Raw genomic sequence first — 21,733 nt, 5'->3', positions numbered from 1 at the left:
AGGAAGTCGATGCAACACACGCCGTCCATGCGGCGGAGGCTGGCGCTTGGCGTCTCGGCCGCCGTCCTGATCACCGCCGCGCCCGCGCTGGCCCAGCCAAGGCCGGCCGCCGCCCAGCCCCGCACGATCGAGGAGCTCGTCGTCACCGCCCAGCGGCGCGAGCAGAGCATCCAGGACGTGCCCATCGCGGTCTCCGCCTTCTCGGAGGAGACCCTGCGCAACCAGAAGATCGAGGGCGGGCGCGACCTCCTGCTGGCCGTGCCCAACGTGACCTTCAGCCGGGCCAACTTCGGCGGCTACAACTTCCAGATCCGCGGCATCGGCACCAAGCTGGTGGCGACCAGCGCCGACGCGGCGATCGGCGTGCACCAGAACAACGTGCCGCTGCAGGCCAATACGCTCGCCGACGCCAACTTCTACGACGTGGAGCGCGTGGAAGTGCTGCGCGGCCCGCAGGGGACGCAGTACGGCCGCAACACGACCGGCGGGCTGATCAACATCATCACCGCCAAGCCCGGCGACGAGTTCTCGGCGCGGATCACCGCCGAGGCGGGCGCCTTCGGCTCCAGGCTGGCCAACGGCTACGTCAACGTGCCGATCGGCGACCGCCTCGCCGTGCGGGCGGCGGGCAGCTACGTGAAGCGGGACGGCTATGGCCGAAACCTGATCACCGGCCACCACATCGACGGCCGCGACCTGTGGTCCGGGCGGCTGAGCGTGCGCTGGACGCCCGTGGAGGCGATCACCGCCGACATCATGTGGGAGCACTTCCAGGAGGACGACAACCGCGCCCGGCTCGCCAAGCAGCTGTGCATCAAGGACCCGGGCCCGACCAGCGTGGGCGGGGTGCCCACCAACCTGCCGGGCCGCTCCACCCAGTTCTACATGAGCCAGGGCTGCCGGCAGGGCGACCTCTCCTCGCCCGAGGCGCTGGGGGCGGTGAACAGCGCCGCCACGCTCGGCGGGGGCCTGGGCGTCCTGACGGGGCTGATCACCGGGGACGCCTACGCCGGCAAGGTGCAGGACCCGAACCTGCGTAACATCGAGTCCGCCTTCGACCCCATGTACCGGTCGGAGGCCGACGTGGTGATCGCCGCGCTCACCTGGAACCTGTCGGAGCACCTGACCCTGACAGCCACCGGCAGCTACGCCGAGAACCACGGCTTCACCCAGGCCGACTACAACCGCACGACGCCCACCCAGACCTTCAACGTGACGCCCCTGTCCCCGGGCGGGGTGTTCACCGACCCGCAGGTGGGCGCGTCGAACCAGTTCCGCACGATCGACTTCAGCCGCGGGGACAGCGTGCAGCGCACGATCGAGCTTCGGCTGCAGTCGGCCTACGAGGGCCCGTTCAACTTCAGCCTGGGCGCCAGCTACCAGCGGTTCAAGACGGTCAGCGACTACTACGTCACCAGCAACACCCTGACGGCCGTCAGCATGGCGCTGTTCAACGCGGCCACGCCGGGCTGTCCACTGACCGGCGGGCTGAACCTGCCGCAGTGCCAGTACGTGGACCCCAGCCCGATCCCAGACGGCTCGGGCCACAACTACTTCGACAACCGGACCCGCTACCAGATCGGCTCCTATGCGGCGTTCGGCGAGGCGACCTACGCCCTGTCCGACGAGCTGCGGGTGACGGCGGGGCTGCGCTACACAGACGACCGCAAGCGCGCCCAGCCCTTCGAGCCCGGCCTGTTCACCCCTAGCGTCGGCCTGCGCCCCCTGCCGGTGCAGTCGGTGAAGTTCCAGGAGGTGACCGGCCGGCTGAACCTGGAGTGGTCGCCCGACGTCGGCTTCACCGACGACACCCTGGTCTATGCGTCCTACGCACGGGGCTACAAGGGCGGCGGCTTCAACCCGCCGCAGTCGGCGGGCCAGCACCTGTTCCCTGACGCCTACGAGCCGGAGTTCATCGACGCCTTGGAGGTGGGGGCGAAGAACACCCTGTTCGGCGGGCGGCTGGTGCTGAACGCCGCCGCCTTCCACTACGACTACAAGGGCTACCAGGTCTCGCAAATCATCCAGCGGACTTCGGTCAACGTGAACATCGACGCCAAGATCTGGGGCGCGGAGCTGGAGGGGATCTGGGAGCCCGCGCCGGGCCTGCGGTTCAACGGCGCCCTGGGCTACCTGGACACAAAGCTGGCGCGGACCAGCGCGCTCGACCTGATCAACCTGACGCAGGGCGATCCGGGCTACGTCACGGTCAAGAACGGCGGCAGCTTCTCGAACTGCATCGCCCCGGTGGCGCAGGTGGCGCAGCTGCAGGCGGCGATCAACGCCGGGCTCGTGCCGGCCCTCGCCTTCACGGGCGTGCCTGGCCGGACTGACCTGGGGATCTGCCAGGGGGCTTTCGCCACCGGCGGGCCGCTGTCCACGCTGGTGACGATCAACCCGCTGCCGGGCATCCCCGCGCAGCTGGAGGGCAACGAGCTGCCCAACTCGCCCCACTGGACGCTGTCGCTGGGCGCTCAGTACCGCTGGGAACTCGGCGGCGGCTGGACGCTGACGCCCCGGGCCGACTTCTACTACCAGGCCAGGTCCTTCGCCCGGATCTACAACGCCATCAACGACCGGCTGGACAGCTACACCAACACCAACGCCTCGCTGATCCTCGACAACCCGTCGCGGGGCTGGACCGTCCAGGCCTACGTGAAGAACCTCGAGGACAAGACCGTCATCACCGACCAGTACCTGACGGACGACACCTCGGGCCTGTTCACCAACATCTTTCTGACCGAGCCGCGCACCTACGGGATTTCGGTCACGAAGCAGTTCTGACGCGGCCGGCGTCAGAGGGCCCGCTCGGATCTACGGGCCCAGGATCGGGCGCGGCGCCTCCCAACCCGCGTCGCACTGCCGTCCGGCGGATCCGAGCCCGCCGGACGGAATCTTCACGGCCTCCGGACCATTCGGCCGCAGCAGCTTGATTTCGCTGGCCAAAGCTCGCGGGGCGCGGACAGCTGCACGTGGCGGCAATCCGAGTTTTCCGAGCCTCGCTCGGATCTACGATGAAGCGCCCGAGTTCGGAGATCGCCATGACCACCCTCGACACGCCCGCCCCCGCCGACCGCGCCGCCAGGCTGCTGGACAGGACGCTCGCCGGGCCGGGCGCCGGCCGCACCAACTACCTGGAGCCCAAGGGAGACCCTGGCTTCTTCGGGCCGGATTCCATGGCCTGGAAGGTGCACGCCAATCCCATCGCGCTCGCCATCGGGGGTGTCGCGGCGGTCATCCTGGAGCTCGCGGAGCCGCGTGTGCGCAGCGGCGTCTGGGACCACTCCATCTTCCGCACCGATCCCCTGACCCGCATGCAGCGGACCGGCGAGGCGACGCTGATCACCACCTACGGGCCGACGAAGGCCGCTCAGGCGCGGGTGGACATGGTGACCCGCATGCACGCGCGGGTGTCCGGCGTGACGCCCGAGGGACAGGCCTACACCGCGCTCGAGCCCGAGCTGATGACCTGGGTACACATCACCGCAGGCTGGGGATTCCTGAACGCCTACCGCCGCTATGTGGAGCCGGGAATGAGCCTGGCCGACCAGGACCGCTACCACGCCGAGGGCGGGCGGCTGGGCCGGGCCTTCGGCGCGGTGGACCCGCCGGGGTCGGTGGCCGAGGTGGACGCCTGGTTCGACCGGATGCGGCCCAAGCTCGTGCCGCACCCGATCATCGGCGAGTTCCTGCACATCGTGTCCACGACCTCGCCCCTGGGCCTGGCCGGCCGTGCGCTGCAGCCGCTCGTGGTGCAGGCCGCGATTGACCTCTTGCCGCGAGACCTGGTCCGCAAGCTGGAGCTGCCGGCCAACGGGCTCGGCCTGGCCGCGGCGAAGCCGCTGCTTCGGGGCCTTGCGCTGGCCGCCGGCCGCGCGCCGGGCGAGGTGGTGCGCCAGGCGCATGCGCGGGTGGGGCGCAGGCTTGCCTGACGTGACGGCGGCCGGGCCAGATCGCCCCATGACCGAGACTTCCGCCGTCGACTTCGACCAGATGCCCACCCTGGGCGACATCGCCCGCTACCACGCCCGCGAGCGGCCGAGCGCCGTGGCCCTGACCTTCGAGAGGCGGGAGACCACTTTCGCCACCTTCGACCGGCGCGCGAACCAGGTCGCCAACGCCTTGGTCGCGGCGGGGCTGAAGGTCGGACAGCGGATCGCCTATGTGGGCAAGAACAGCGACCACTACTTCGAGCTGCTGATCGGGGCCGCCAAGGCCGGGGTGGTGATGACGCCGATCGGCTGGCGCCTGGCGCCGCCGGAAGTGGCCTACATCGTCCAGGACAGCGAGGCGCCCATCGTCTTCGTCGGGCCGGAGGTGATCGGCCAGTCCCCGGAGGTCGCGGGCCTGCTGGAGCGCCGGCCCACAGTGGTGGCCATGGAACCCGGCGCCGGGGACTATCCGACGTACGAAGCCTGGCGCGACGCCCAGGCCGACAGCGACCCTGGCGTGGCGATCTCGCCCAAGGACATCGCGGTCCAGCTCTACACCTCCGGCACGACGGGAAAGCCCAAGGGCGTGATGCTGAACCACGACAACATCCTCGCCGGCCGGCGTCGCGCGGCCGAGGCGGAGATGGCCTGGAACAGCTGGGCGCCCGACGACATCAGCCTTGTGGCCATGCCTGTGGCGCACATCGGCGGCACCGGCTGGGGCATCGTCGGGCTCTACAACGGGGCCAAGGGCGTGGTCGCCCGCGAGTTCGACCCGCTGAAGGTGCTGGACTACATCGAGCAGGATCGGGTCTCGAAGATGTTCATGGTGCCGGCCGCCATGCAGATCGTGGTGCGCCAGCCCCGCGCCCGGCAGGTGGACTACAGCCGGCTGAAGTACATCCTCTACGGCGCCTCGCCGATCCCGCTGGACCTGCTGCGCGAGTGCATGGAGGTGTTCGGCTGCGGCTTCGTCCAGCAGTACGGCATGACCGAGACCTGCGGGACCATCGTCTACCTGCCGCCGGAGGACCACACGCCGGCCGGCAGTCCCCGCATGCGCGCGGCGGGCGTCCCGATGCCAGGCGTGGAGATCAAGGTTATCGACGCCGACGGCAATCCGCTGCCCCCGCACACCGTGGGCGAGGTGGCCACGCGTTCGGTCTCCAACATGGCCGGCTACTGGAAGCTGCCCGAGGCGACCGCCGCGACCGTGGACCGCGACGGCTGGCTGCGCACGGGCGACGCCGGCTATCTCGACGAGGACGGCTACCTCTATATCCACGACCGGGTGAAGGACATGATCATCTCCGGCGCGGAGAACATCTATCCGGCCGAGGTGGAGAACGCGATCTACGGCCACCCGGACGTGGCGGAGGTGGCGGTGATCGGCGTCCCGGACGAGAAATGGGGCGAAGCGGTGAAGGCGGTGGTGGCGCCGAAGCCCGGCCACCGACCCGACCCGGAGGAGATCATCGCCTTCGCCCGCACCCGCATCGCCGGCTTCAAGGCGCCGAAGAGCGTCGACTTCGTCGACGCCCTGCCGCGCAACGCCTCGGGCAAGATCCTGCGGCGCGAACTGCGCGACCCCTACTGGAAGGGCCGCACGCGGCAGGTGAACTAGGCCAGGCCGGTCAGGCGGCGGTCGGCCTCGGCCGCTCGGCGCCGATGTAGCCAAGGGCGCCCGCGTGGTGGATGGCCTGGGTGCGGCCGTTCACGCCCATCTTGCGCGATGCGTTGGTGATGTGGAAGCGGACGGTCGGCAGGCTGATGCCGACGATCTGGCCGATCTCCACGTCCGTCTTTCCTGCGGCAGCCCACTTCAGGCACTGGATCTCGCGCCGCGTGAGCCGCACCGCCGGCGGATGGGCCCCACCGGCCGCCTCGTCGTAGGCGGCGACGAAGCGCAGCGCCTTGGACTGCAGCTCGCCCGCGCGGGCGTCGAACACCGGCTGGACGTCGAAGTCAGCGTCGGGCGTGGCCCAGACCACAGCGCCGATCACGCCGCCAGGCAGGTAGGTGGGCGTCACGATGGCGGCGCCCACCCCGAACGTCTCGATCGGCCCCTCGTGGCTGAGCGCGTCCAGCACGGCGTTGGGCCGCCACGAGCCGAAGGTGCCGTCCCGGAACCAGAAGGGTTCGGCGCACTGGCGCGCGGCGTGGATGAAGGCGGCGCGCAGCGCGAAGCCCCGGTCCTCCCAGTAGCGGAGGTCGGGGTCCACCCAGCGGAAGATGGTCTCCGCCAACGGACGGCCATCGACGCCAACCGGCGGGCGCGGGCTGGAGATGTCCGCCGCGGCGGCGAGGTAGGGCAGGCCGATCTCGGCCGCGAGCGACGCCAGCTGGCGTGCGAAACCCTCGGCAAGGGCCAATCCGGGGGCTGGCTGCGCGGCGACCATGGCCGAAGCGGTCCTCCCTATCACTTCCGCTAGCTTGTTCCCGCGCGGCCCCGTCCGCAAGCTCCGAGCATGGCTCGCCTTTCGGCGTGACGGATCAAGAGACAAGCCGCCCGGGCAAGGGCGGACGGGGAGGACGGATGAAGCTCTACAAGTACGCCGCGTCTGCGGCGGTCATCGCTTTTGCGTGCAGCGCCCACCAGGCGCAGGCCCAGGCGCCGGCGTCGGCGGGCGCCGAGGTCGAGGCGGTGATCGTCACGGCCCAGAAGCGCGAGCAGAACCTGCAGGACGTGCCGATCGTGGTCACGGTCGTGTCGGGCCAGCAGCTGCAGGACGCCGGCGTGCGCGACGTGAAGGACCTGCAGGTCCTGACGCCCGGCCTCAGCGTCACGTCCTCCACCGGCGGGGCGCAGACCTCGATCCGGATCCGCGGCGTCGGCACCATCGGCGACAACCCGGGCCTGGAGTCCTCGGTGGGGACGGTGATCGACGGCGTCTACCGGGCGCGCAGCGGCGTCGCCTTCAACGATCTCGGCGAGCTGGAGCGCATCGAGGTGCTGAAGGGGCCGCAGGGCACCGTCTTCGGCAAGAACACCTCCGCCGGCGTGATCAACGTGATCACGAAGGCGCCGGAATTCGACTTCAGCGCGGCCGCCGAGCTCAGCGCCGGCAACTACGACCACCGCAGCGCCTCGGTCTCGGTGACCGGGCCCATCAGCGAGACCGTGGCGGGCCGGCTGTTCGCCGCGCGGCGAGTGCGCGACGGGTTCTACCACGTCAGCAACGGGGCGGGGCCGAGCACCCAGGACCGCAACGACGACCAGGACGTCAGCACCGTCCGCGGCCAGCTGCTGTGGCTGCCCACCGACACCGTGTCGCTGCGCTTCCTGGCGGACTGGACCAAGCGCGACGAGCACTGCTGCCTCAACGTCACCACCCTTGTCGGCCCGACGGGCGCGATCATCGATGCGCTGTCGGCCGACGCCGGCACCCTGCGGCCTGCCGACCCGTTCCGGCGCCTGGCCTACGCGAACCGCGAGTCCAACCAGAAGATCGAAGACCGCGGCGTGTCGCTGCAGGCCGACTGGGAGCTGAACGACGAGGTGACGCTCACCTCGATCACGGCGTGGCGCGACTGGGACAACCGGCAGGCCAACGACATCGACTTCTCGTCGGCCGACATCTGGTACCGACCGGACGACGGCCGGACCTTCGCCAAGTTCGAGACCTTCTCGCAGGAAGTCCGGCTGGCCGGCTCCAGCGGTCCGATCGACTGGCTGGTGGGCGGCTTCTATTCGGACGAGCAGCTCGATACGAGCGCCTTCACGCCCTACGGCACGGCCTACGAGACCTACTTCGGCCTGCTGCTGTCGGGCGGGGCGAACCCGAACACGGTGTCGGCCCTCACGGGCATCCCGGCGGGGCAGAACTACATCCCTGGCCAAGGCTCGCTGGACGCCTATGACCACTCCACCAAGGGCTGGGCGGTGTTCACGAACAACACGTGGCACATCACCGACGCCCTCGAGCTGACCTTCGGCCTGCGCTACACCGAGGAGACCAAGAAGGTCACCTCCCGCTACAGCAACACGGCGCCCGCCAATGCCTGCGCGGCGGCCATCGCCCGGCCGATCCCCGCGGCGGCCCGCTCGGCGCTCTGCGCGCCCGGCTCGGACCCGGCGTTCAACAACATCACCACCCGCCAGGAGCGCAGCGAGGATCGCCTCGGCGGCACCGTGAAGCTGAGCTACCGCTTCAACCCGTCGCTGATGACCTATGTGTCCTACGCCTCGAGCCACAAGAGCGGCGGCTTCAACCTGGACCGCGCCCGCTTCGCGCCCGGCCAGATCAACCCGGACACCAGCTTCGCGGCGGAGACCGTCGAGAGCTTTGAGGCGGGCTTCAAGAGCAACCTGGGCTCGTCGCTGGTGCTGAACGCCGCGGCGTTCGACCAGACGTTCAAGGACTTCCAGCTGAACACCTTCACCGGCATCAGCTTCGTGGTCGCCTCCATCCCGAAGGTGACCTCGAAGGGGATCGACCTGGACTTCGTCTACCGCACGCCGGTGGAGGGCCTGACCTTCAACGGCGGGGTGACCTACGCCGTCACCCAGTACGGCAATTTCGTCCCCGGCCCCGGGGTCGGGCCGCGGCTGCCCACCTCGCGGCTGTCGTACGCGCCCCTGTGGTCCACCTCATGGTCGGCGGCCTACGAGACCGACCTGAGCGACACCATGAAGCTGCGGGCCAGCCTCTCGAGCCGCTACACCTCGCGGTACAACACGGGCTCGAACCTCGACCCGCTGAAGAACCAGAAGCCGCTGACGATCTACAACGCCCGAGTGGGCGTGGGCGCGGCGGACGAGCGTTGGACCCTGGAGCTCTTCGCCCAGAACCTGACCAACGAAGACTACTACCAGGTGGTGGTGGACCAGCCGCTGCAGTCGGGCACCTACGCAGCCTTCCTGGGCGCGCCGCGCACCGTCGGCGTGACCCTGCGCTCGCGGTTCTAGGAGGCGGCGCGTGGACCTCGACCTCACCCCAGAAGACCGGGCGTTCCGGGACGAGGTCCGCGCCTTCCTCGCCGACAATCTGACACCTGAGCTTCAGGCGGCCGGACGGCTGACCACCAGCGTGTTCTGCGATCCCAAGCACACCTTGCCGTGGCAGCGGATCCTGAACGCGCGGGGCTGGGCGGCCCCCAGCTGGCCGAAGGAATACGGCGGGCCCGGCTGGACGGAGATGCAGCGCTACATCTTCGCCGCCGAATGCGCCCGGGCCGGCGCGCCGCCGCTGGCCCCCATGGGCCTGCGGATGGTCGGGCCGGTGATCATGGGCTTCGGCACGCCGGAGCAGAAGGCGCACTACCTGCCCCGGATCCTGTCGGGCGAGGACTACTGGTGTCAGGGCTATTCCGAGCCCGGCGCCGGCTCGGACCTGGCGTCGCTGCAGCTCAGGGCCGAGAGCGACGGCGAAGACTATATTCTATCCGGGTCAAAAATCTGGACGACCCACGCCCAGTGGGCCAACCGGATGTTCTGCCTGGTGCGCACGAGCAACCAGGGCAAGCCGCAGGCGGGGATCACCTTCCTGCTGCTGGACATGCAAAGTCCCGGGATCAGCGTGAAGCCGATCATCACCCTGGCCGGCGAGCACGAGGTGAACCAGGTCTTCTTCGACGCCGTGCGCGTGCCCAAGGCCAACCGCATCGGCGAGGAGAACCAGGGCTGGACGGTGGCCAAGCACCTGCTGGAGTTCGAGCGGGGCGGGGGCTCGGCGCCGGGCCTGCACCTGGCTCTGGAGCGGGCCCGGACCATTGCGAACGCCGAGGGGGCGGACAGCCCGCACTACCGGCGAAGGCTGGCCGAGGCCGAGATCGCCACCCTGGCCATCGACATCTCCGAGCGGCGCGTGCTCTCGGCCCTGGCCAGCGGCAAGAACCCGGGGCCGGCCTCGTCGATGCTGAAGATCAACGGCACCGAGGCCATGCAGCGGATCGACGAGCTGACCATCGAGGCGGCGGGAGCCTACGCCGAGGTGGACCAGCCTCATGCCCGGGAACCGGGGTCGAACGTCGAGCCGGTGGGGCCGGCCTACAGCCTCACCGCCATGCCGCGCTACCTGAACAACCGCGCCGCCTCGATCTACGGCGGCTCGAACGAGATCCAGCGGGACATCATCGCCCGCCTGGTGTTGGGGCTCTGAGGAGGAATTCATGCGACCCAACCTTCGCCGTCCGCCGTACCGGACCTATTCCATCACCCAGCTGTGCCGCGAGTTCGGGGTCACCGCCCGGGCGCTGCGGTTCTACGAGGAGCAGGGGCTGGTCTTCCCGGGCCGCCGGGACCTGCAGCGGGTCTACTCTTACAAGGACCGCGCACGCCTGGCGCTGATCGTCCGCGGTCGCCGCGTAGGCCTGTCGCTGGCGCAGATCCGCGACATCCTCGACGCCTACGAGGAGCAGGGGGAGGCGGCCCAGAACGCCAAGGCGCTGGGCGTCTTCCGGCAGCGGATCGCCGAGCTGGAGGCCCAGCGGCGCGAGGTGGACGAGGCCATCGAGGCGCTGACCCAGGCCTCGCGACGGCTGAACCCGGCCATGGGCGTCGCCGCCGAATAAAGCCCGGTGCGCCCGCACGCCGCGGCGCGCGGGCGCTGGACTGACGTTGCGGCGGGTGTCTAGCCTCTTCCCCGACAACCGCGGGACAAGCGCCGCGGGAAGGGAGTTGAGATGGCGGATTTCGGCGGCGACGTGGACCTGGAAGCCTTCCGCGCCGAGGCGCGTGGCTGGCTGAAGGAGAACTTCCCCGAGAGCCTCGCGGGGAAGGCGGGCCTCGCCATGGCCATGATGGAAGGCCTGAAGCCCGAGGGCGACCTGAAGCTCTGGAAGGAGCGGATCGGCGCGAAGGGATGGGGCACCCCCACCTGGCCGACCGAGTACGGCGGCGGCGGGCTCTCTAACGCCCAGGCCCGCGTGCTGCAGCAGGAGATGGCCAGGGCCGGGGCCTTCAACCCCCTGACCTTCGGCATGGGCGTGACGATGATCGGGCCCACCATCCTCGACTACGGCACCGAAGAGCAGAAGCGGAAGCACATCCCGCCCATCGTGAAGGGCGAGGTGCGCTGGTGCGTGGGCTACTCGGAGCCCAACGCCGGCTCGGACCTGGCCAGCCTGCAGATGCGCTGCGAGGACGCCGGAGACCACTGGAAAATCAACGGCCAGAAGACGTGGACGAGCGGGGCCCAGTGGTCGGACTGGTGCGGGGCGCTGGTGCGCACCGACCCGACGGCCAAGAAGCATGAGGGCATCACCTTCATGCTCATCGACATGCATCAGCCGGGCATCGAACCCCGGCCGATCTCGCTGATCAGCGGCGCCTCGCCGTTCTGCGAGACCTTCTTCACCGACGCGGTGGCGCCGAAGGATGCGGTGCTCGGCAAGCTCAACGAGGGCTGGACCGTGGGCAAGCGCCTGCTGCAGCACGAGCGGGCGAGCCAGACGGGCGCGCCGAGCGGCGGCAAGGCGACGCCGCTGCAGGAGCTCGCCAAGCGCTACGTGGGCGTGGACGCCAAGGGGCGGATCGCCGACGCCGAGCTGCGCGTGCGGATCAACAAGCACCTGATGGACGCGCGCGTGCACGGCCTGACCCTCGCCCGGGCGGCGGCGGAGTCGAAGGGCAACGGGGCGACCAACGCCGCCTCGGTGCTGAAGAACTCGGCCACCAGCGTGGCCCAGACCCGGGCCGAGCTGCTGCTCGAACTGATGGGCCACCAGGGGCTCGGCTGGGAGGGCGAGGCTTTCTCGGAAGAGGAGATCGAGGCGGTCCGCAGCTGGCTGTGGGGGAAGGCGATGTCGATCTACGGCGGCTCGTCCGAGATCCAGAACAACATCATCTCCAAGCGCATCCTGGGCCTGCCCGACAGCACCCACTCCGCCTGACATGAAAAAGGCTGCGCCCGAGGGCGCAGCCGGTCAGCCGTCCAGCACGATCTGAAGGCGTCGCCGGGGGCTAGGCCAGCATCGGCGCGCGCTCGACCGGTTCGGCCGGGAGGCGCAGCTGTTCGGGGAGCAGGGCGCGGTACACCACCAGCAGCAGACGGTCTTCGCTCCACACAGCCACCGAGGCGCAGCTGCGGTGCTGCGCCAGCAGCAGTTCGGCGCACACCATGGCCCCGGCCTCGCCGTCGAGATCACGCGCCTCGAAGGTCAGGATCGAGCCGTTCGGTGTGGCGGGATAGAAGGTGTACTGGGGCATAGTCGAGCTCCGGCGAAGGCGGGAGCTTTGGACCGCGGAAGTCCGTCTCTCAGCCGTCGGCGCCCACGAAAGTGCATCTGCCGACGATGCCCAAGGGTACGATGCGGGCTCGCCAAAGTCACGCCCTATGCCTTGTGTCGGCGATGCGACACAGTATTTGCCCCGAAAAACAAAGGATTGCGCCACGTTCGACCCTTCGGCTAGCCTTGCCACCGGTGTCAGGTTTCTCAGCGGAGATTCTGACACCGGTGTCATAATAAGGTTTGGGGGAGGCCCAGGTGTCCAGGATTTCCACGCGCGCCGTGGCGCGCACGGGTGTTTCGCTTGCGGCGCTGACGGCCGCGCTTGCGGTTTCCGCCCCGGCGCTCGCCCAGGAGCGCGAGGTCGAGGAGCTGGTGGTCACCGGGTTCCGGGCGAGCCTGGCCGGCGCGGTCGAGGTGAAGCGGGCCGAAACCGCGATCGTCGACGTCATCAAGGCCGAGGACATTGCGGACTTCCCCGACAACAACCTTGCGGAATCCATCCAGCGCATCCCCGGCGTCGCCATCGACCGGGAGGCCGGGGAAGGGCGCTCGATCAGCGTCCGCGGCCTTGGTCCCGACTTCACCCGCGTGCGGCTGAACGGCATCGAGGCCCTGGCCACGACCGGCGGGCCGGATTCGGGCGCCGGCACGAACCGCGGCCGGGGTTTCGACTTCAACATCTTCGCCTCGGAGCTCTTCCAGAGCATCACGGTGCGCAAGACCCAAGCGGCGGAAGTGGAGGAAGGCAGCCTCGGCGCGACCGTGGACCTGCAGACCTCGCGCCCCTTCGACTACAAGGACTTCACCTTCGCCGCCTCGGCCCAGATGGGCTACAACGAGCTGGCCAAGGAATACGACCCGCGCGTCGCCTTCCTGGTCAGCGACACCTGGCTGGACGGCCGCCTGGGCGCGCTGGTTTCGGTGGCCTACACCAAGCGCAACGTGCGCGAAGAGGGCTACAACTCCACGCGCTGGGACAACGGGCCATCTGTGCAGGGCTTCTGCAGCCCGGTGGGGGTGACCCCGCAGAACCGCCCGAACTCCACCGCCATCGGAGCCACGGCCGCGAACTGCGCCACGGGCGTCCCGCGGCCGGCCGCCACGCCTGAGAACATCGCCGCCTACCAGCTGGCCAGCGCGGCCACCACCTTCCACCCGCGGCTGCCGGCCTACAGCCGCAACGACTATGAGAACGACCGGCTGGGCGTCACGGCCGCGATCCAGTTCAAGCCCACCGACCGGACGAACGTGAACCTGGACATCCTGCTGGCCAAGCTGGACACCGTGCGCCAGGACACCGGCCTGTCGGCGATCTCCTTCAGCCGCGACTCCACGGTGGGCGGCAAGCCGCAGACCCACGTGCTGGCCGCCGAAGTCGACGAGAACGGGCAACTGGTCTACGGCCGCTTCGACAACGTCGACTTCCGCACCTCGTCCACCTACTCGGACATCTCCACCGAGTTCACCCAGTGGACCCTGTCGGTGGATCACGAGTTCAACGACCGCTTCCGGGTGAGCCTGGTGGCCGGCCGCGCCTTCTCCGACTTCGACAACCCGATCCAGACCCACGTCACCTTCGAGCGTCAGAACGTCGACGGCTTCTCGTTCGACTACCGCGACAACGCCCGCATGCCCGAGATGGTGCTGGGCTTCGACCCGGCCGACCCGGCGCAGTGGGCGGTGACTCCGGCGGGCACGGCCAACGCCCTGCTGACCGAGGTGCGCCTGCGCCCGCAGGGCGTGGAGAACGTGCTGGAGACCGGCCGCGTGGACTTCGCCTTCGACGCGTTCGACGGCCTGACCTTCAAGTGGGGCGCGGCGCTGAAGAAGTACGACTTCTTCACCTACGAACAGCGCCGGCAGAACCAGACCGACAGCGTCACCTCCCTGCCGGCCGGCGTGACGCTGGCGAGCCTCTCGTCGACGCTGTCGGGCTTCGGCTCGGGCTTGCCGGCCGGGGCGCCCGGCCGCTGGATCGTGCCGAACGTGGAGGCCTTCGCTCAGGCCTACAACATCTACTGCAACTGCAACGGCCCCGCGCCGGGCGGGGCGGCGGACGACCCGGACGACTTCCGCCTGACGGGGCCGACCAACGGCGATGCGCGGCGCCTGAACCAGGTGATCAACGAGGACGACCTCAGCCTCTACGGCCAGGCGAGCTTCCGCTTCGACAACCTGTTCGGCCGCACCCTGCGGGGCGATCTGGGCGCGCGCTACGTCGAGACCGAGCTGATGGCCCAAGGCTACCAGTCGCGCAACAGCGGCACCCTGGTGACGGTGGTCAACAAGTACAACGACCTGCTGCCGTCGGTGAACCTGGCCTATGACGTGCGCGACGACCTGGTGCTGCGCTTCGGCGCCGCCAAGGTGATGGCGCGCCCGACGCTGACCTCGCTGAACCCCGGCGGCTCCACCACCACGTCCAACCGCTCGAACCCCTCGGCGAACCTGGGCAACCCGTTCCTGAAGCCGTTCCGGGCGACCACCTACGACGTCAGCGCCGAGTGGTACTTCGCGCCGGAGTCGCTGCTGTCCTTCGCCTTCTTCTACAAGGACATCTCGACCTACATCCAGAACCTGCGGATCGACGACATCCCGTTCAGCCAGGGTCCGCTGGCGGGCCAGGAAGCCACCATCGTGCCCTCCAACTACGACGGCACGGAGCTGTGGGACTTCACCACCTTCATCAACACGCCCGGCGGGCCGCTGAAGGGCTTCGAGATCGCCTACCAGCAGCCGTTCACCTTCCTGCCCGAGCGCTTCGGCCTGCCCGAGTGGACCGGCAACTTCGGGGCCTTGCTGAACTACACGCGGGTGAAGTCCGAGATCAGCTACGCCACGAGCACGGCGGGCACGGCCTATGTGAAGAACGACCTGCTGAACCTCTCGAAGAGCTCGTACAACGCGACGCTGTACTACGAGGACGAGCGGCTCTCGGCGCGCGTCTCGGCGGCCTATCGCGACGGCTACCTGACCCGCATCCCGGGCCAGAACAACAACGACGTGGAAGGCAAGAACGAGACGTTCAACGTCGACGTGTCGGTGTCCTACGCCATCAACGACAACTTCAGCCTCACCTTCGAAGGCCTGAACCTCACGGACGAGTACAACGACCGTTATGTGGACAGCGTGCGCAACAGCCCGTCGACCTACATCCACAGCGGCCGGCAGTACTACGCGGGCGTGCGCTACCGGTTCTAGGGCGGTGGGCGCAGTGCGGCGCATGGCTCTCGTGGCGCTCGGCCTTGCGGCGAGCGCCTGCGCCTCCGTGCCGCCGCCGCCGCCGGGGGAGCTTGTGGCCTTTCCCGGCGCCGAGGGGGCCGGGCGGCTGTCGCTGGGCGGCCGCGGGGGGACGGTGATCAAGGTCACCAACCTGGAGGACTCCGGGGCGGGCAGCCTGCGGGCCGCGGTGGAGGCCAAGGGTCCGCGCACGGTGGTGTTCGAGACCGGCGGGACCATCCGGCTGAAGACGCCGCTGCGCATCCGCGAAGGCCGGATCACCATCGCCGGGCAGACGGCGCCCGGCGGCGGGATCACGCTCCGCGACCAGCCCCTGGTGGTGGCCGCCGACGACGTGGTGATCCGCTACATCCGCTCGAGGCTCGGCGACGAGACCGGCGTGCAGGCCGACGCCATCGACATCGTGCGGGGGCGGCGGATCATCCTGGACCACGTCTCGGCCAGCTGGTCGGTGGACGAGACCCTGTCGGCGGGCTCGCGCTACGATCCTCCGGAAGCCGGCGTCTATGACGTCACGGTGCAGTGGTCGATCATCGCCGAGAGCCTGAACAAGTCGGCTCACGCCAAGGGGGAGCACGGCTACGGCTCGCTGATCCGCGGCGGTCACGGAGCCCGGATGAGCTTCCACCACAACCTCTGGGCCAACCACAACGCGCGCATGCCGCGGCCCGGGAACTACAACGGGCCGGACAAGGACCCGATCGGACCGCTCCTCGAGTTCCGCTCGAACGTCTTCTACAACTGGGGGCGGGAGCGTGCGGGCTACAACGCCGACACGGCGGCGAAGGCCACGTACAGCTTCGTCGACAACGCCTATGTGCGGGGGCCCGACTCGAAGGGGGCCTACGCCTTCGAGGAGAAGAACAGCCTCGCCCGGGCCTGGTTCGCCGGCAACAGCATGGACGGAAAGGTCCCTGCCGATCCCTGGAGCCTGGTGATCGGGACACCGCCGCCGGAGTACCGGCTGACGGCCGCCCCGGACGTGGCGCCGGTGCGCGCCCACGGCGCGGCGGCGGCCTATGAGGCGGTGCTCGCTCGCGCGGGCGCCACGAAACCGCGCGACGCGGTGGACACGCGGGTGGTGGACGGCGTTCGACGCCGCACCGGCCGGATCATCGACACGGAGGCGAGCGTGGGCGGCTGGCCCACGCTGGCGTCGGGCGCCCCGCGCCCGGACCGCGACGGCGACGGCATGCCCGACGCCTGGGAACGCGCCCGTGGGCTGGATCCCGCGCGCCCGGACGATGCGGCGGACGGCGACCGGGACGGCTGGACCAACCTCGAGGAATGGCTGGCGGAGCTGGCGGCCTGAGCCGGAAAAAGCTGCGGATTTGATCGAGCGCAAAGCTGGGCCGTCGCGGATGCGCGAAAAGGGATCCGTCGAGACCCAGTCGCCGCGCCCGTCCCCCGGAGCAAAGCAGGCTGGTTGAGCGCCCCCGGGACCCGCCCGGGGGCGCTCTTCATTTCGGCCTCGCGCTCAGGCGGGCTGCGGGGCGAGGTCCAGGCGCTTGACCACCTTTACGCGGGCGACGTCCTCGCCAGCCCGGCGGCCGAAACCGAGGTTGTCGGCGAGCTCCAGCATGCGGTCGTTGTGGCGGGCCACGTCGCCCCAGACCTCCTTCACGCCCCTGGCGCGGGCATGGTCGAGGACAGCGCGCAGCAGCAGACCGCCCAGGCCGCGGTGCTGGCGATCGCTGCGCACCATGAGGGCGAACTCCGCGGTTTCCCCCTCGGGGTCGCCGACGATGCGGCTGACGCCCAGGATCTCGCCGTCGGCGTTCTGCGCTACCAGGGCCATCTCCCTGTCGTAGTCGATCTGCGACAGGCGGGCGGCCCAGCCGGGGGGCAGGTGACGGAAGCCGGAGGCGAACCGCAGGCGCACGTCCTCGGGCGTGGAGCGGTCGATCAGGTCCTCTATGCGCGGCGCATCTTCGGGCCGGATCGGGCGGACCAGGAGGCCCCCGCCGCCGTCGAGGGCTACGGTGCGCTCCAGCGCCTGGGGATAGGGCAAGATGGCCGGCCGGGAGGGCGCGGCGCCCGGCGGGCGCAGGCGGATGCGCGCGTCCAGGCACAGCACGCCGCGGGCGTCGGCCAGCAGCGGGTTGATGTCCAGCTCGGCCAGCTCGGGCACGCTGCTGGCGATCTCGCCAAGCGTGATCAGGACGTCGGCCACCGCGTCCACGTCGGCCGCAGGCTGGTCGCGGAAGCCGGAGAGCAGGCGGCAGACCTGGGTGCGGCGGATCATGTCCCCGGCGAGGACGTCGTTCAGGGGCGGCAGGCCGATGCTGCGGTCGGCCAGCACCTCGGTGGCCACGCCGCCGTGGCCGAACAGGACCACCGGGCCGAACGTGGGATCCTGCGTGATCCCGCAGAGCAGCTCGTGGGCGCCGGGACGGTTCACCATCGGCTGGACCACGAAGCCGTCGATCTGCGCCTCAGGACGGACGCCGCGGACACGAGCCAGCATGGCCTCGGCCGCCTCGAGCACGTCGGCGGGGCCCTGCAGGTCGAGGGCCACGCCGCCCACGTCCGACTTGTGGCTGATGTCCGGCGACAGGATCTTCAGCGCCAGGGCGCCGCCGAGCTCCCGGGCGGCGGCGGCGGCCTCGGCCGGGCTGCGCGCCGTGCGGTCCTCCACCACCGGCAGCCCGTAGGCCTTGAGCACGGCGCGGGCCTCCGGGTCGGTCAAGGTCAGGCGGCCTTCGGCGACGGCGGCGTCGACGATGCCGCGCACGGCCGCGGCGTCGGCGGCGCGGGGCGGACGGTCCGCCGGGGTCTGCATCAGCAGCTCCTGGTTCCGGCGGTGGTCGACCAGGTGCATGAAGGCGCGCACCGCCTCGTCCGGCGTCTCGTGGGTGGGCAGGCCGGCCGCGACGAAGAGCCGGCGCCCCTCTGTCACCGCCTGGTCGCCGAGCCAGCAGGTGAGGATGGGGCGTCCGAACGGGCGCGTCGGCGCCGCGGCGACCACGGCGCGGGCGGCGTCCGTGGAGGAGGCCACCGCGGTCGGGCAGTTCATCACCAGGATCGCGTCGTTCTGGCGGTCCGCGAGCAGGGCCTCGAGAGCCCGGCCATAGAGAGCTGGGCGGGCGTCGCCGATGATGTCCACCGGATTTCCGTGCGACCAGGTCTTCGGCGCCGCGGCGTTGATGGCGGCCACCGTCTCCGGCTGCAGCTCGGCCACGCGGCCGCCGCGGTCGGCCAGGGCGTCAGCGGCCATGACGCCGGCGCCGCCGCCGTTGGTCAGGATCGCCAGGCGGTCCCCATGCACCCGGAGGCCGGCGGAAAGCGTGGTGACCGCATCGAACAGCTCCCGCAGGCCGCCGACCCGCAGCATGCCGGCCCGCCGGAAGGCGGCGTCGTAGACCGCATCGGCGCCGGCCAGCGCCCCTGTGTGGGAGAAGGCCGCCGCGGCCCCGGCGTTGGTGCGGCCCGCCTTGATGACCACGACGGGCTTGGCGCGGGCGGCGATGCGGCCGGCGGTCATGAACTTCCGCGCGTCGGAGATGCTCTCCAGGTAGACCAGGATGCCCTTGGTGTCGGGATCCAAGGCCAGGAAGTCGAGGAGGTCGCCGAAGTCCACGTCGGCGGCGTCGCCGATGCTGATCACGTGGCTGAAGCCGATCCCGCGAGGCTTGGCCCAGTCGAGCGCCGCGGCGCAGATGGCGCCTGACTGCGCCACGAGCGCCAGGCCGCCGGGCTCGGGCGTCACGTGGGCGAAGCTGGCGTTGATCCCGACGCGCGGGGAGATGAAGCCCAGGCAGTTGGGACCGACCACCCGCAGGAGGTGCGGCCGCGCCGCGTCGAGCATGGCCTGGCGCAGGTCAGGGGTCACCCCGGCGCTGATTACCACGGCGGCGCGGCAGCCGTGGGCGCCCAGCTCCGCGACCACGCCAGGCACGGTCTCGGCCGGGGTGGCGACCACCGCCAGGTCGACCTGACGCGGCAGGGCCGAGACGGTGGGATAGGCGAGCGACGAGCCTAAGGAAGCGGCGCGCGGGTTCACCGGCAGGACGGGTCCGGCGAAGCCGGCGTTCAGCAGGTTGCGGGCGATCACCTGGCCGACGGAGCCCGGCGTGTTGCTGGCGCCCACCAGGGCGATGGCCTGCGGATGGAAGAGGGCGTCGAGGTTGCGCGTAGTCATGGCGGATCTCGTGCCTTGCGGGTGGCGATGGGGCCCTGATCCCCGTCAAGGCGGGACCCGGGGGCAGGGGTAGAGGTTCCCCGCCCACCGGGCAAATCGCGGTCTCGCGAGGCGGTGGAGCCTGGCGACGTCAGCCACTCACCCGAACGGTCCGGCGCAACTTGCCGGACTCAGACCCGCCGACGGGCGGCGCGCAGGGACGGCTGCAGGGCTGCGGCGAAGCTCGTGAAGCCGGCCAGGCCGAGCGCCACGGCGGCCGCGCACCAGCCGCAGTGCGCGGCCTGCGCGGCCTGCGCGGCGTCGCCACAGACGCCGCCCAGCAGGGTCATGTGCTCGAAGGCGAGCTTGCCGGACAGGGCGGCCGAGGCGAGCAGGGCCGCGCCCGCGCTGGCCAGGCCGCCGCGGACGAGGGCGTCGCTGGACGTATCGGGCGTACGGCGCATGGGGAGGGCCTTTCGAGGTTGCCGCCCCAGATCACCCGAGCGGGCGCGGCGATGCCTTGACGTGGATCAAGGCGACTCCGCGGCCCCTGCGGCAAACCCGGTCCACCTCCAAGCCACCCAGAAAAACGGGCTCATGAAGCAGTTAGCGGCCAGGCCGGACGAAGCGCCGTTCAACGTCCTCATCCTCTACGTCTTGATGGGCGCGGCGGCCCTGGGCTCGGTCCTGATGACCGCGTTCAGCCCCGACCCGCTGTTCCGCCTGCACGGCTGGACCTTCACCGCCGCCTTCACCCTGGCGTTCCTGGTGATGTCCGCCGGCCTCGGCCACGATCGCTTCCGCCAGGATCCGGACCGCTACGAAGACGGCGTCGTCCGGGCGGGCGTCATCGCCACCATGTTCTGGGCGGTCGTCGGCCTGAGCGTGGGCGTGGTGATCGCCGCCCAGCTGTCCTGGCCAAACCAGCTCTACTTCCCCGAGTTCGGCTTCCTGAACTTCGGACGCCTACGGCCCCTGCACACCTCGGGGGTCATCTTCGCGTTCGGGGGCAACGCCCTGATCGCCACGTCCTTCTACGTCGTCCAGCGGACCTGCAAGGCCCGCCTGGCCGGCGGCATTTGGCCGTGGTTCGTGTTCTGGGGCTACCAGCTGTTCATCGTGCTGGCCGCCACCGGCTACGTGGCCGGGATCACGCAGAGCCGCGAGTACGCGGAGCCCGAGTGGTACGTGGACCTGTGGCTGACGGTGGTCTGGGTCGCCTACCTGCTGGTTTTCCTGGGCACGATCTGGAAGCGCAAGGAACCCCACATCTACGTGGCCAACTGGTTCTACCTGGCCTTCATCGTCACCATCGCCCTGCTGCACGTGGTCAACAACCTGGCCATGCCGATCGGGCCGCTGGACAGCCACAGCTACTCGGCCTTCTCGGGCGTGCAGGATGCGCTGACCCAGTGGTGGTACGGCCACAACGCGGTGGGCTTCTTCCTGACCGCCGGCTTCCTGGCGATGATGTACTACTTCGTCCCGAAGCGCGTCGGCCGGCCGGTCTATTCCTACCGTCTGTCGATCGTCCACTTCTGGTCGCTGATCTTCATCTACATCTGGGCGGGCCCGCACCACCTTCACTACACCGCCCTGCCGCAGTGGGCGCAGACCCTCGGGATGACCTTCTCGGTCATGCTGTGGATGCCGTCCTGGGGCGGCATGATCAACGGCCTGATGACCCTGTCGGGCGCCTGGGACAAGCTGCGCACCGACCCGGTGGTGCGGATGATGGTGGTGGCCATGGCCTTCTACGGCATGGCGACCTTCGAAGGCCCGCTGATGTCGGTCCGCGCGGTCAACTCGCTCAGCCACTACACCGACTGGACCATCGGCCACGTGCACTCCGGCGCGCTCGGCTGGAACGGCCTGATCACCTTCGCCGCCGTCTACTGCATGGTCCCGTGGCTGTGGAAGAAGGAGCGCCTGTACTCGAACAAGCTGGTCGAGTGGCACTTCTGGATCGCGACCTCGGGGATCCTTCTCTACATCGCCTCGATGTGGGTCTCCGGGATCATGGAAGGCCTGATGTGGCGCGAGTACACGCCGCAGGGCTTCCTGGCCAACTCCTTCGTGGAAACGGTCGCGGCCAAGCACATCGAGAACGTCATCCGCACGATCGGGGGGCTCATGTTCCTCTCCGGCGCGGTGATCATGTCCTACAACCTGTGGCGCACGATCCGCATGCCCAGCTCGGCGCAGGCCGAACTGCCGGCGACGCCGGTCGCCGCGCCCGCCGCCGCCCTCGCGGCCGAGTAAGGCGCAA

The 21,733-nt window shown here is 70.1% G+C and carries 14 protein-coding genes; 10 read left to right on the top strand and 4 right to left on the bottom strand.

Annotated features, from left to right (window positions below; all coding sequences use genetic code 11):
• Nucleotides 1-9: 9 nt before the first annotated feature.
• From VIL67_RS08960 to VIL67_RS08950, 3 genes are all read left to right on the top strand, one after another.
• The gene (locus VIL67_RS08960; protein WP_332048534.1) at nucleotides 10-2,784 is read left to right on the top strand and encodes a TonB-dependent receptor; all 2,775 of its coding nucleotides are present in this window, start codon (nucleotides 10-12) and stop codon (nucleotides 2,782-2,784) included.
• 257 nt (nucleotides 2,785-3,041) lie between these two features.
• Nucleotides 3,042-3,932, top strand: a complete 891-nt coding sequence (locus VIL67_RS08955) for an oxygenase MpaB family protein (protein WP_332048533.1) — start codon at nucleotides 3,042-3,044, stop codon at nucleotides 3,930-3,932.
• 28 nt (nucleotides 3,933-3,960) lie between these two features.
• Nucleotides 3,961-5,556, top strand: a complete 1,596-nt coding sequence (locus VIL67_RS08950; protein WP_332048532.1) for a fatty acid--CoA ligase — start codon at nucleotides 3,961-3,963, stop codon at nucleotides 5,554-5,556.
• A 10-nt stretch (nucleotides 5,557-5,566) separates the two neighbouring features.
• Here the strand turns inward: VIL67_RS08950 and VIL67_RS08945 are convergent, their stop codons facing one another.
• Entirely contained in the window at nucleotides 5,567-6,331 is a 765-nt protein-coding gene (locus tag VIL67_RS08945; RefSeq protein ID WP_332048531.1) for a helix-turn-helix transcriptional regulator, read from the bottom strand.
• Nucleotides 6,332-6,468: 137 nt separating this feature from the next.
• Here VIL67_RS08945 and VIL67_RS08940 point away from each other — a divergent pair, with 137 nt between their 5' ends.
• The 4 genes from VIL67_RS08940 to VIL67_RS08925 all read left to right on the top strand — a co-directional run bounded on the left by VIL67_RS08940 (nucleotide 6,469) and on the right by VIL67_RS08925 (nucleotide 11,765).
• The gene (locus tag VIL67_RS08940; protein WP_332048530.1) at nucleotides 6,469-8,841 is read left to right on the top strand and encodes a TonB-dependent receptor; all 2,373 of its coding nucleotides are present in this window, start codon (nucleotides 6,469-6,471) and stop codon (nucleotides 8,839-8,841) included.
• A 10-nt stretch (nucleotides 8,842-8,851) separates the two neighbouring features.
• Complete coding sequence (locus VIL67_RS08935; protein WP_332048529.1) at nucleotides 8,852-10,033, top strand: acyl-CoA dehydrogenase family protein; 1,182 nt, start codon at nucleotides 8,852-8,854, stop codon at nucleotides 10,031-10,033.
• A gap of 10 nt (nucleotides 10,034-10,043) precedes the next feature.
• Complete coding sequence (locus VIL67_RS08930) at nucleotides 10,044-10,445, top strand: MerR family transcriptional regulator (protein WP_332048528.1); 402 nt, start codon at nucleotides 10,044-10,046, stop codon at nucleotides 10,443-10,445.
• A gap of 111 nt (nucleotides 10,446-10,556) precedes the next feature.
• Nucleotides 10,557-11,765 (top strand): acyl-CoA dehydrogenase family protein, encoded by a 1,209-nt coding sequence (locus VIL67_RS08925; RefSeq protein ID WP_332048527.1) that lies wholly within the window; start codon nucleotides 10,557-10,559, stop codon nucleotides 11,763-11,765.
• Nucleotides 11,766-11,835: 70 nt separating this feature from the next.
• Here the strand turns inward: VIL67_RS08925 and VIL67_RS08920 are convergent, their stop codons facing one another.
• Nucleotides 11,836-12,081 carry a hypothetical protein gene (locus VIL67_RS08920; RefSeq protein WP_332048526.1) on the bottom strand — a complete coding sequence of 82 codons (246 nt, stop codon included), beginning with the start codon at nucleotides 12,079-12,081 and terminating at the stop codon, nucleotides 11,836-11,838.
• 278 nt (nucleotides 12,082-12,359) lie between these two features.
• On the opposite strand from VIL67_RS08920, the gene VIL67_RS08915 reads away from it, so the two are divergent.
• Entirely contained in the window at nucleotides 12,360-15,305 is a 2,946-nt protein-coding gene (locus tag VIL67_RS08915; protein ID WP_332048525.1) for a TonB-dependent receptor, read from the top strand.
• A gap of 22 nt (nucleotides 15,306-15,327) precedes the next feature.
• On the top strand, nucleotides 15,328-16,656 hold the full coding sequence (locus VIL67_RS08910) for a pectate lyase family protein (RefSeq protein WP_332048524.1): 1,329 nt from the start codon (nucleotides 15,328-15,330) through the stop codon (nucleotides 16,654-16,656).
• Between the two features lie 165 nt (nucleotides 16,657-16,821).
• Here the strand turns inward: VIL67_RS08910 and VIL67_RS08905 are convergent, their stop codons facing one another.
• Both VIL67_RS08905 and VIL67_RS08900 read right to left on the bottom strand, forming a co-directional pair.
• Nucleotides 16,822-19,485 carry a bifunctional acetate--CoA ligase family protein/GNAT family N-acetyltransferase gene (locus VIL67_RS08905; RefSeq protein WP_332048523.1) on the bottom strand — a complete coding sequence of 888 codons (2,664 nt, stop codon included), beginning with the start codon at nucleotides 19,483-19,485 and terminating at the stop codon, nucleotides 16,822-16,824.
• 170 nt (nucleotides 19,486-19,655) lie between these two features.
• Nucleotides 19,656-19,928, bottom strand: a complete 273-nt coding sequence (locus VIL67_RS08900; RefSeq protein ID WP_332048522.1) for a hypothetical protein — start codon at nucleotides 19,926-19,928, stop codon at nucleotides 19,656-19,658.
• A 307-nt stretch (nucleotides 19,929-20,235) separates the two neighbouring features.
• On the opposite strand from VIL67_RS08900, the gene ccoN reads away from it, so the two are divergent.
• Nucleotides 20,236-21,726, top strand: coding sequence for a cytochrome-c oxidase, cbb3-type subunit I (gene ccoN / locus VIL67_RS08895; RefSeq protein WP_414696204.1), 1,491 nt, complete (start codon nucleotides 20,236-20,238; stop codon nucleotides 21,724-21,726).
• Nucleotides 21,727-21,733: the final 7 nt, after the last annotated feature.

Origin of the sequence: Phenylobacterium sp. (assembly GCF_036563385.1) — a bacterium.
In the GTDB taxonomy this organism is placed as follows: Bacteria; Pseudomonadota; Alphaproteobacteria; order Caulobacterales; family Caulobacteraceae; genus Phenylobacterium.
Note: the sequence above shows the minus strand (reverse complement) of the source record. Positions and strands in the feature narration are given on the sequence as shown.

Excerpts from the sequence above, each read along its gene's own strand:
- VIL67_RS08960 (WP_332048534.1), top strand. The coding sequence starts at position 10 with ATGCAACACACGCCGTCCATGCGGCGGAGGCTGGCGCTTGGCGTCTCG.
- VIL67_RS08955 (WP_332048533.1), top strand. The coding sequence starts at position 3,042 with ATGACCACCCTCGACACGCCCGCCCCCGCCGACCGCGCCGCCAGGCTG.
- VIL67_RS08950 (WP_332048532.1), top strand. The coding sequence starts at position 3,961 with ATGACCGAGACTTCCGCCGTCGACTTCGACCAGATGCCCACCCTGGGC.
- VIL67_RS08945 (WP_332048531.1), bottom strand. The coding sequence starts at position 6,331 with ATGGTCGCCGCGCAGCCAGCCCCCGGATTGGCCCTTGCCGAGGGTTTC.
- VIL67_RS08940 (WP_332048530.1), top strand. The coding sequence starts at position 6,469 with ATGAAGCTCTACAAGTACGCCGCGTCTGCGGCGGTCATCGCTTTTGCG.
- VIL67_RS08930 (WP_332048528.1), top strand. The coding sequence starts at position 10,044 with ATGCGACCCAACCTTCGCCGTCCGCCGTACCGGACCTATTCCATCACC.
- VIL67_RS08925 (WP_332048527.1), top strand. The coding sequence starts at position 10,557 with ATGGCGGATTTCGGCGGCGACGTGGACCTGGAAGCCTTCCGCGCCGAG.
- VIL67_RS08920 (WP_332048526.1), bottom strand. The coding sequence starts at position 12,081 with ATGCCCCAGTACACCTTCTATCCCGCCACACCGAACGGCTCGATCCTG.
- VIL67_RS08910 (WP_332048524.1), top strand. The coding sequence starts at position 15,328 with ATGGCTCTCGTGGCGCTCGGCCTTGCGGCGAGCGCCTGCGCCTCCGTG.
- VIL67_RS08905 (WP_332048523.1), bottom strand. The coding sequence starts at position 19,485 with ATGACTACGCGCAACCTCGACGCCCTCTTCCATCCGCAGGCCATCGCC.
- VIL67_RS08900 (WP_332048522.1), bottom strand. The coding sequence starts at position 19,928 with ATGCGCCGTACGCCCGATACGTCCAGCGACGCCCTCGTCCGCGGCGGC.
- ccoN (WP_414696204.1), top strand. The coding sequence starts at position 20,236 with ATGTCCGCCGGCCTCGGCCACGATCGCTTCCGCCAGGATCCGGACCGC.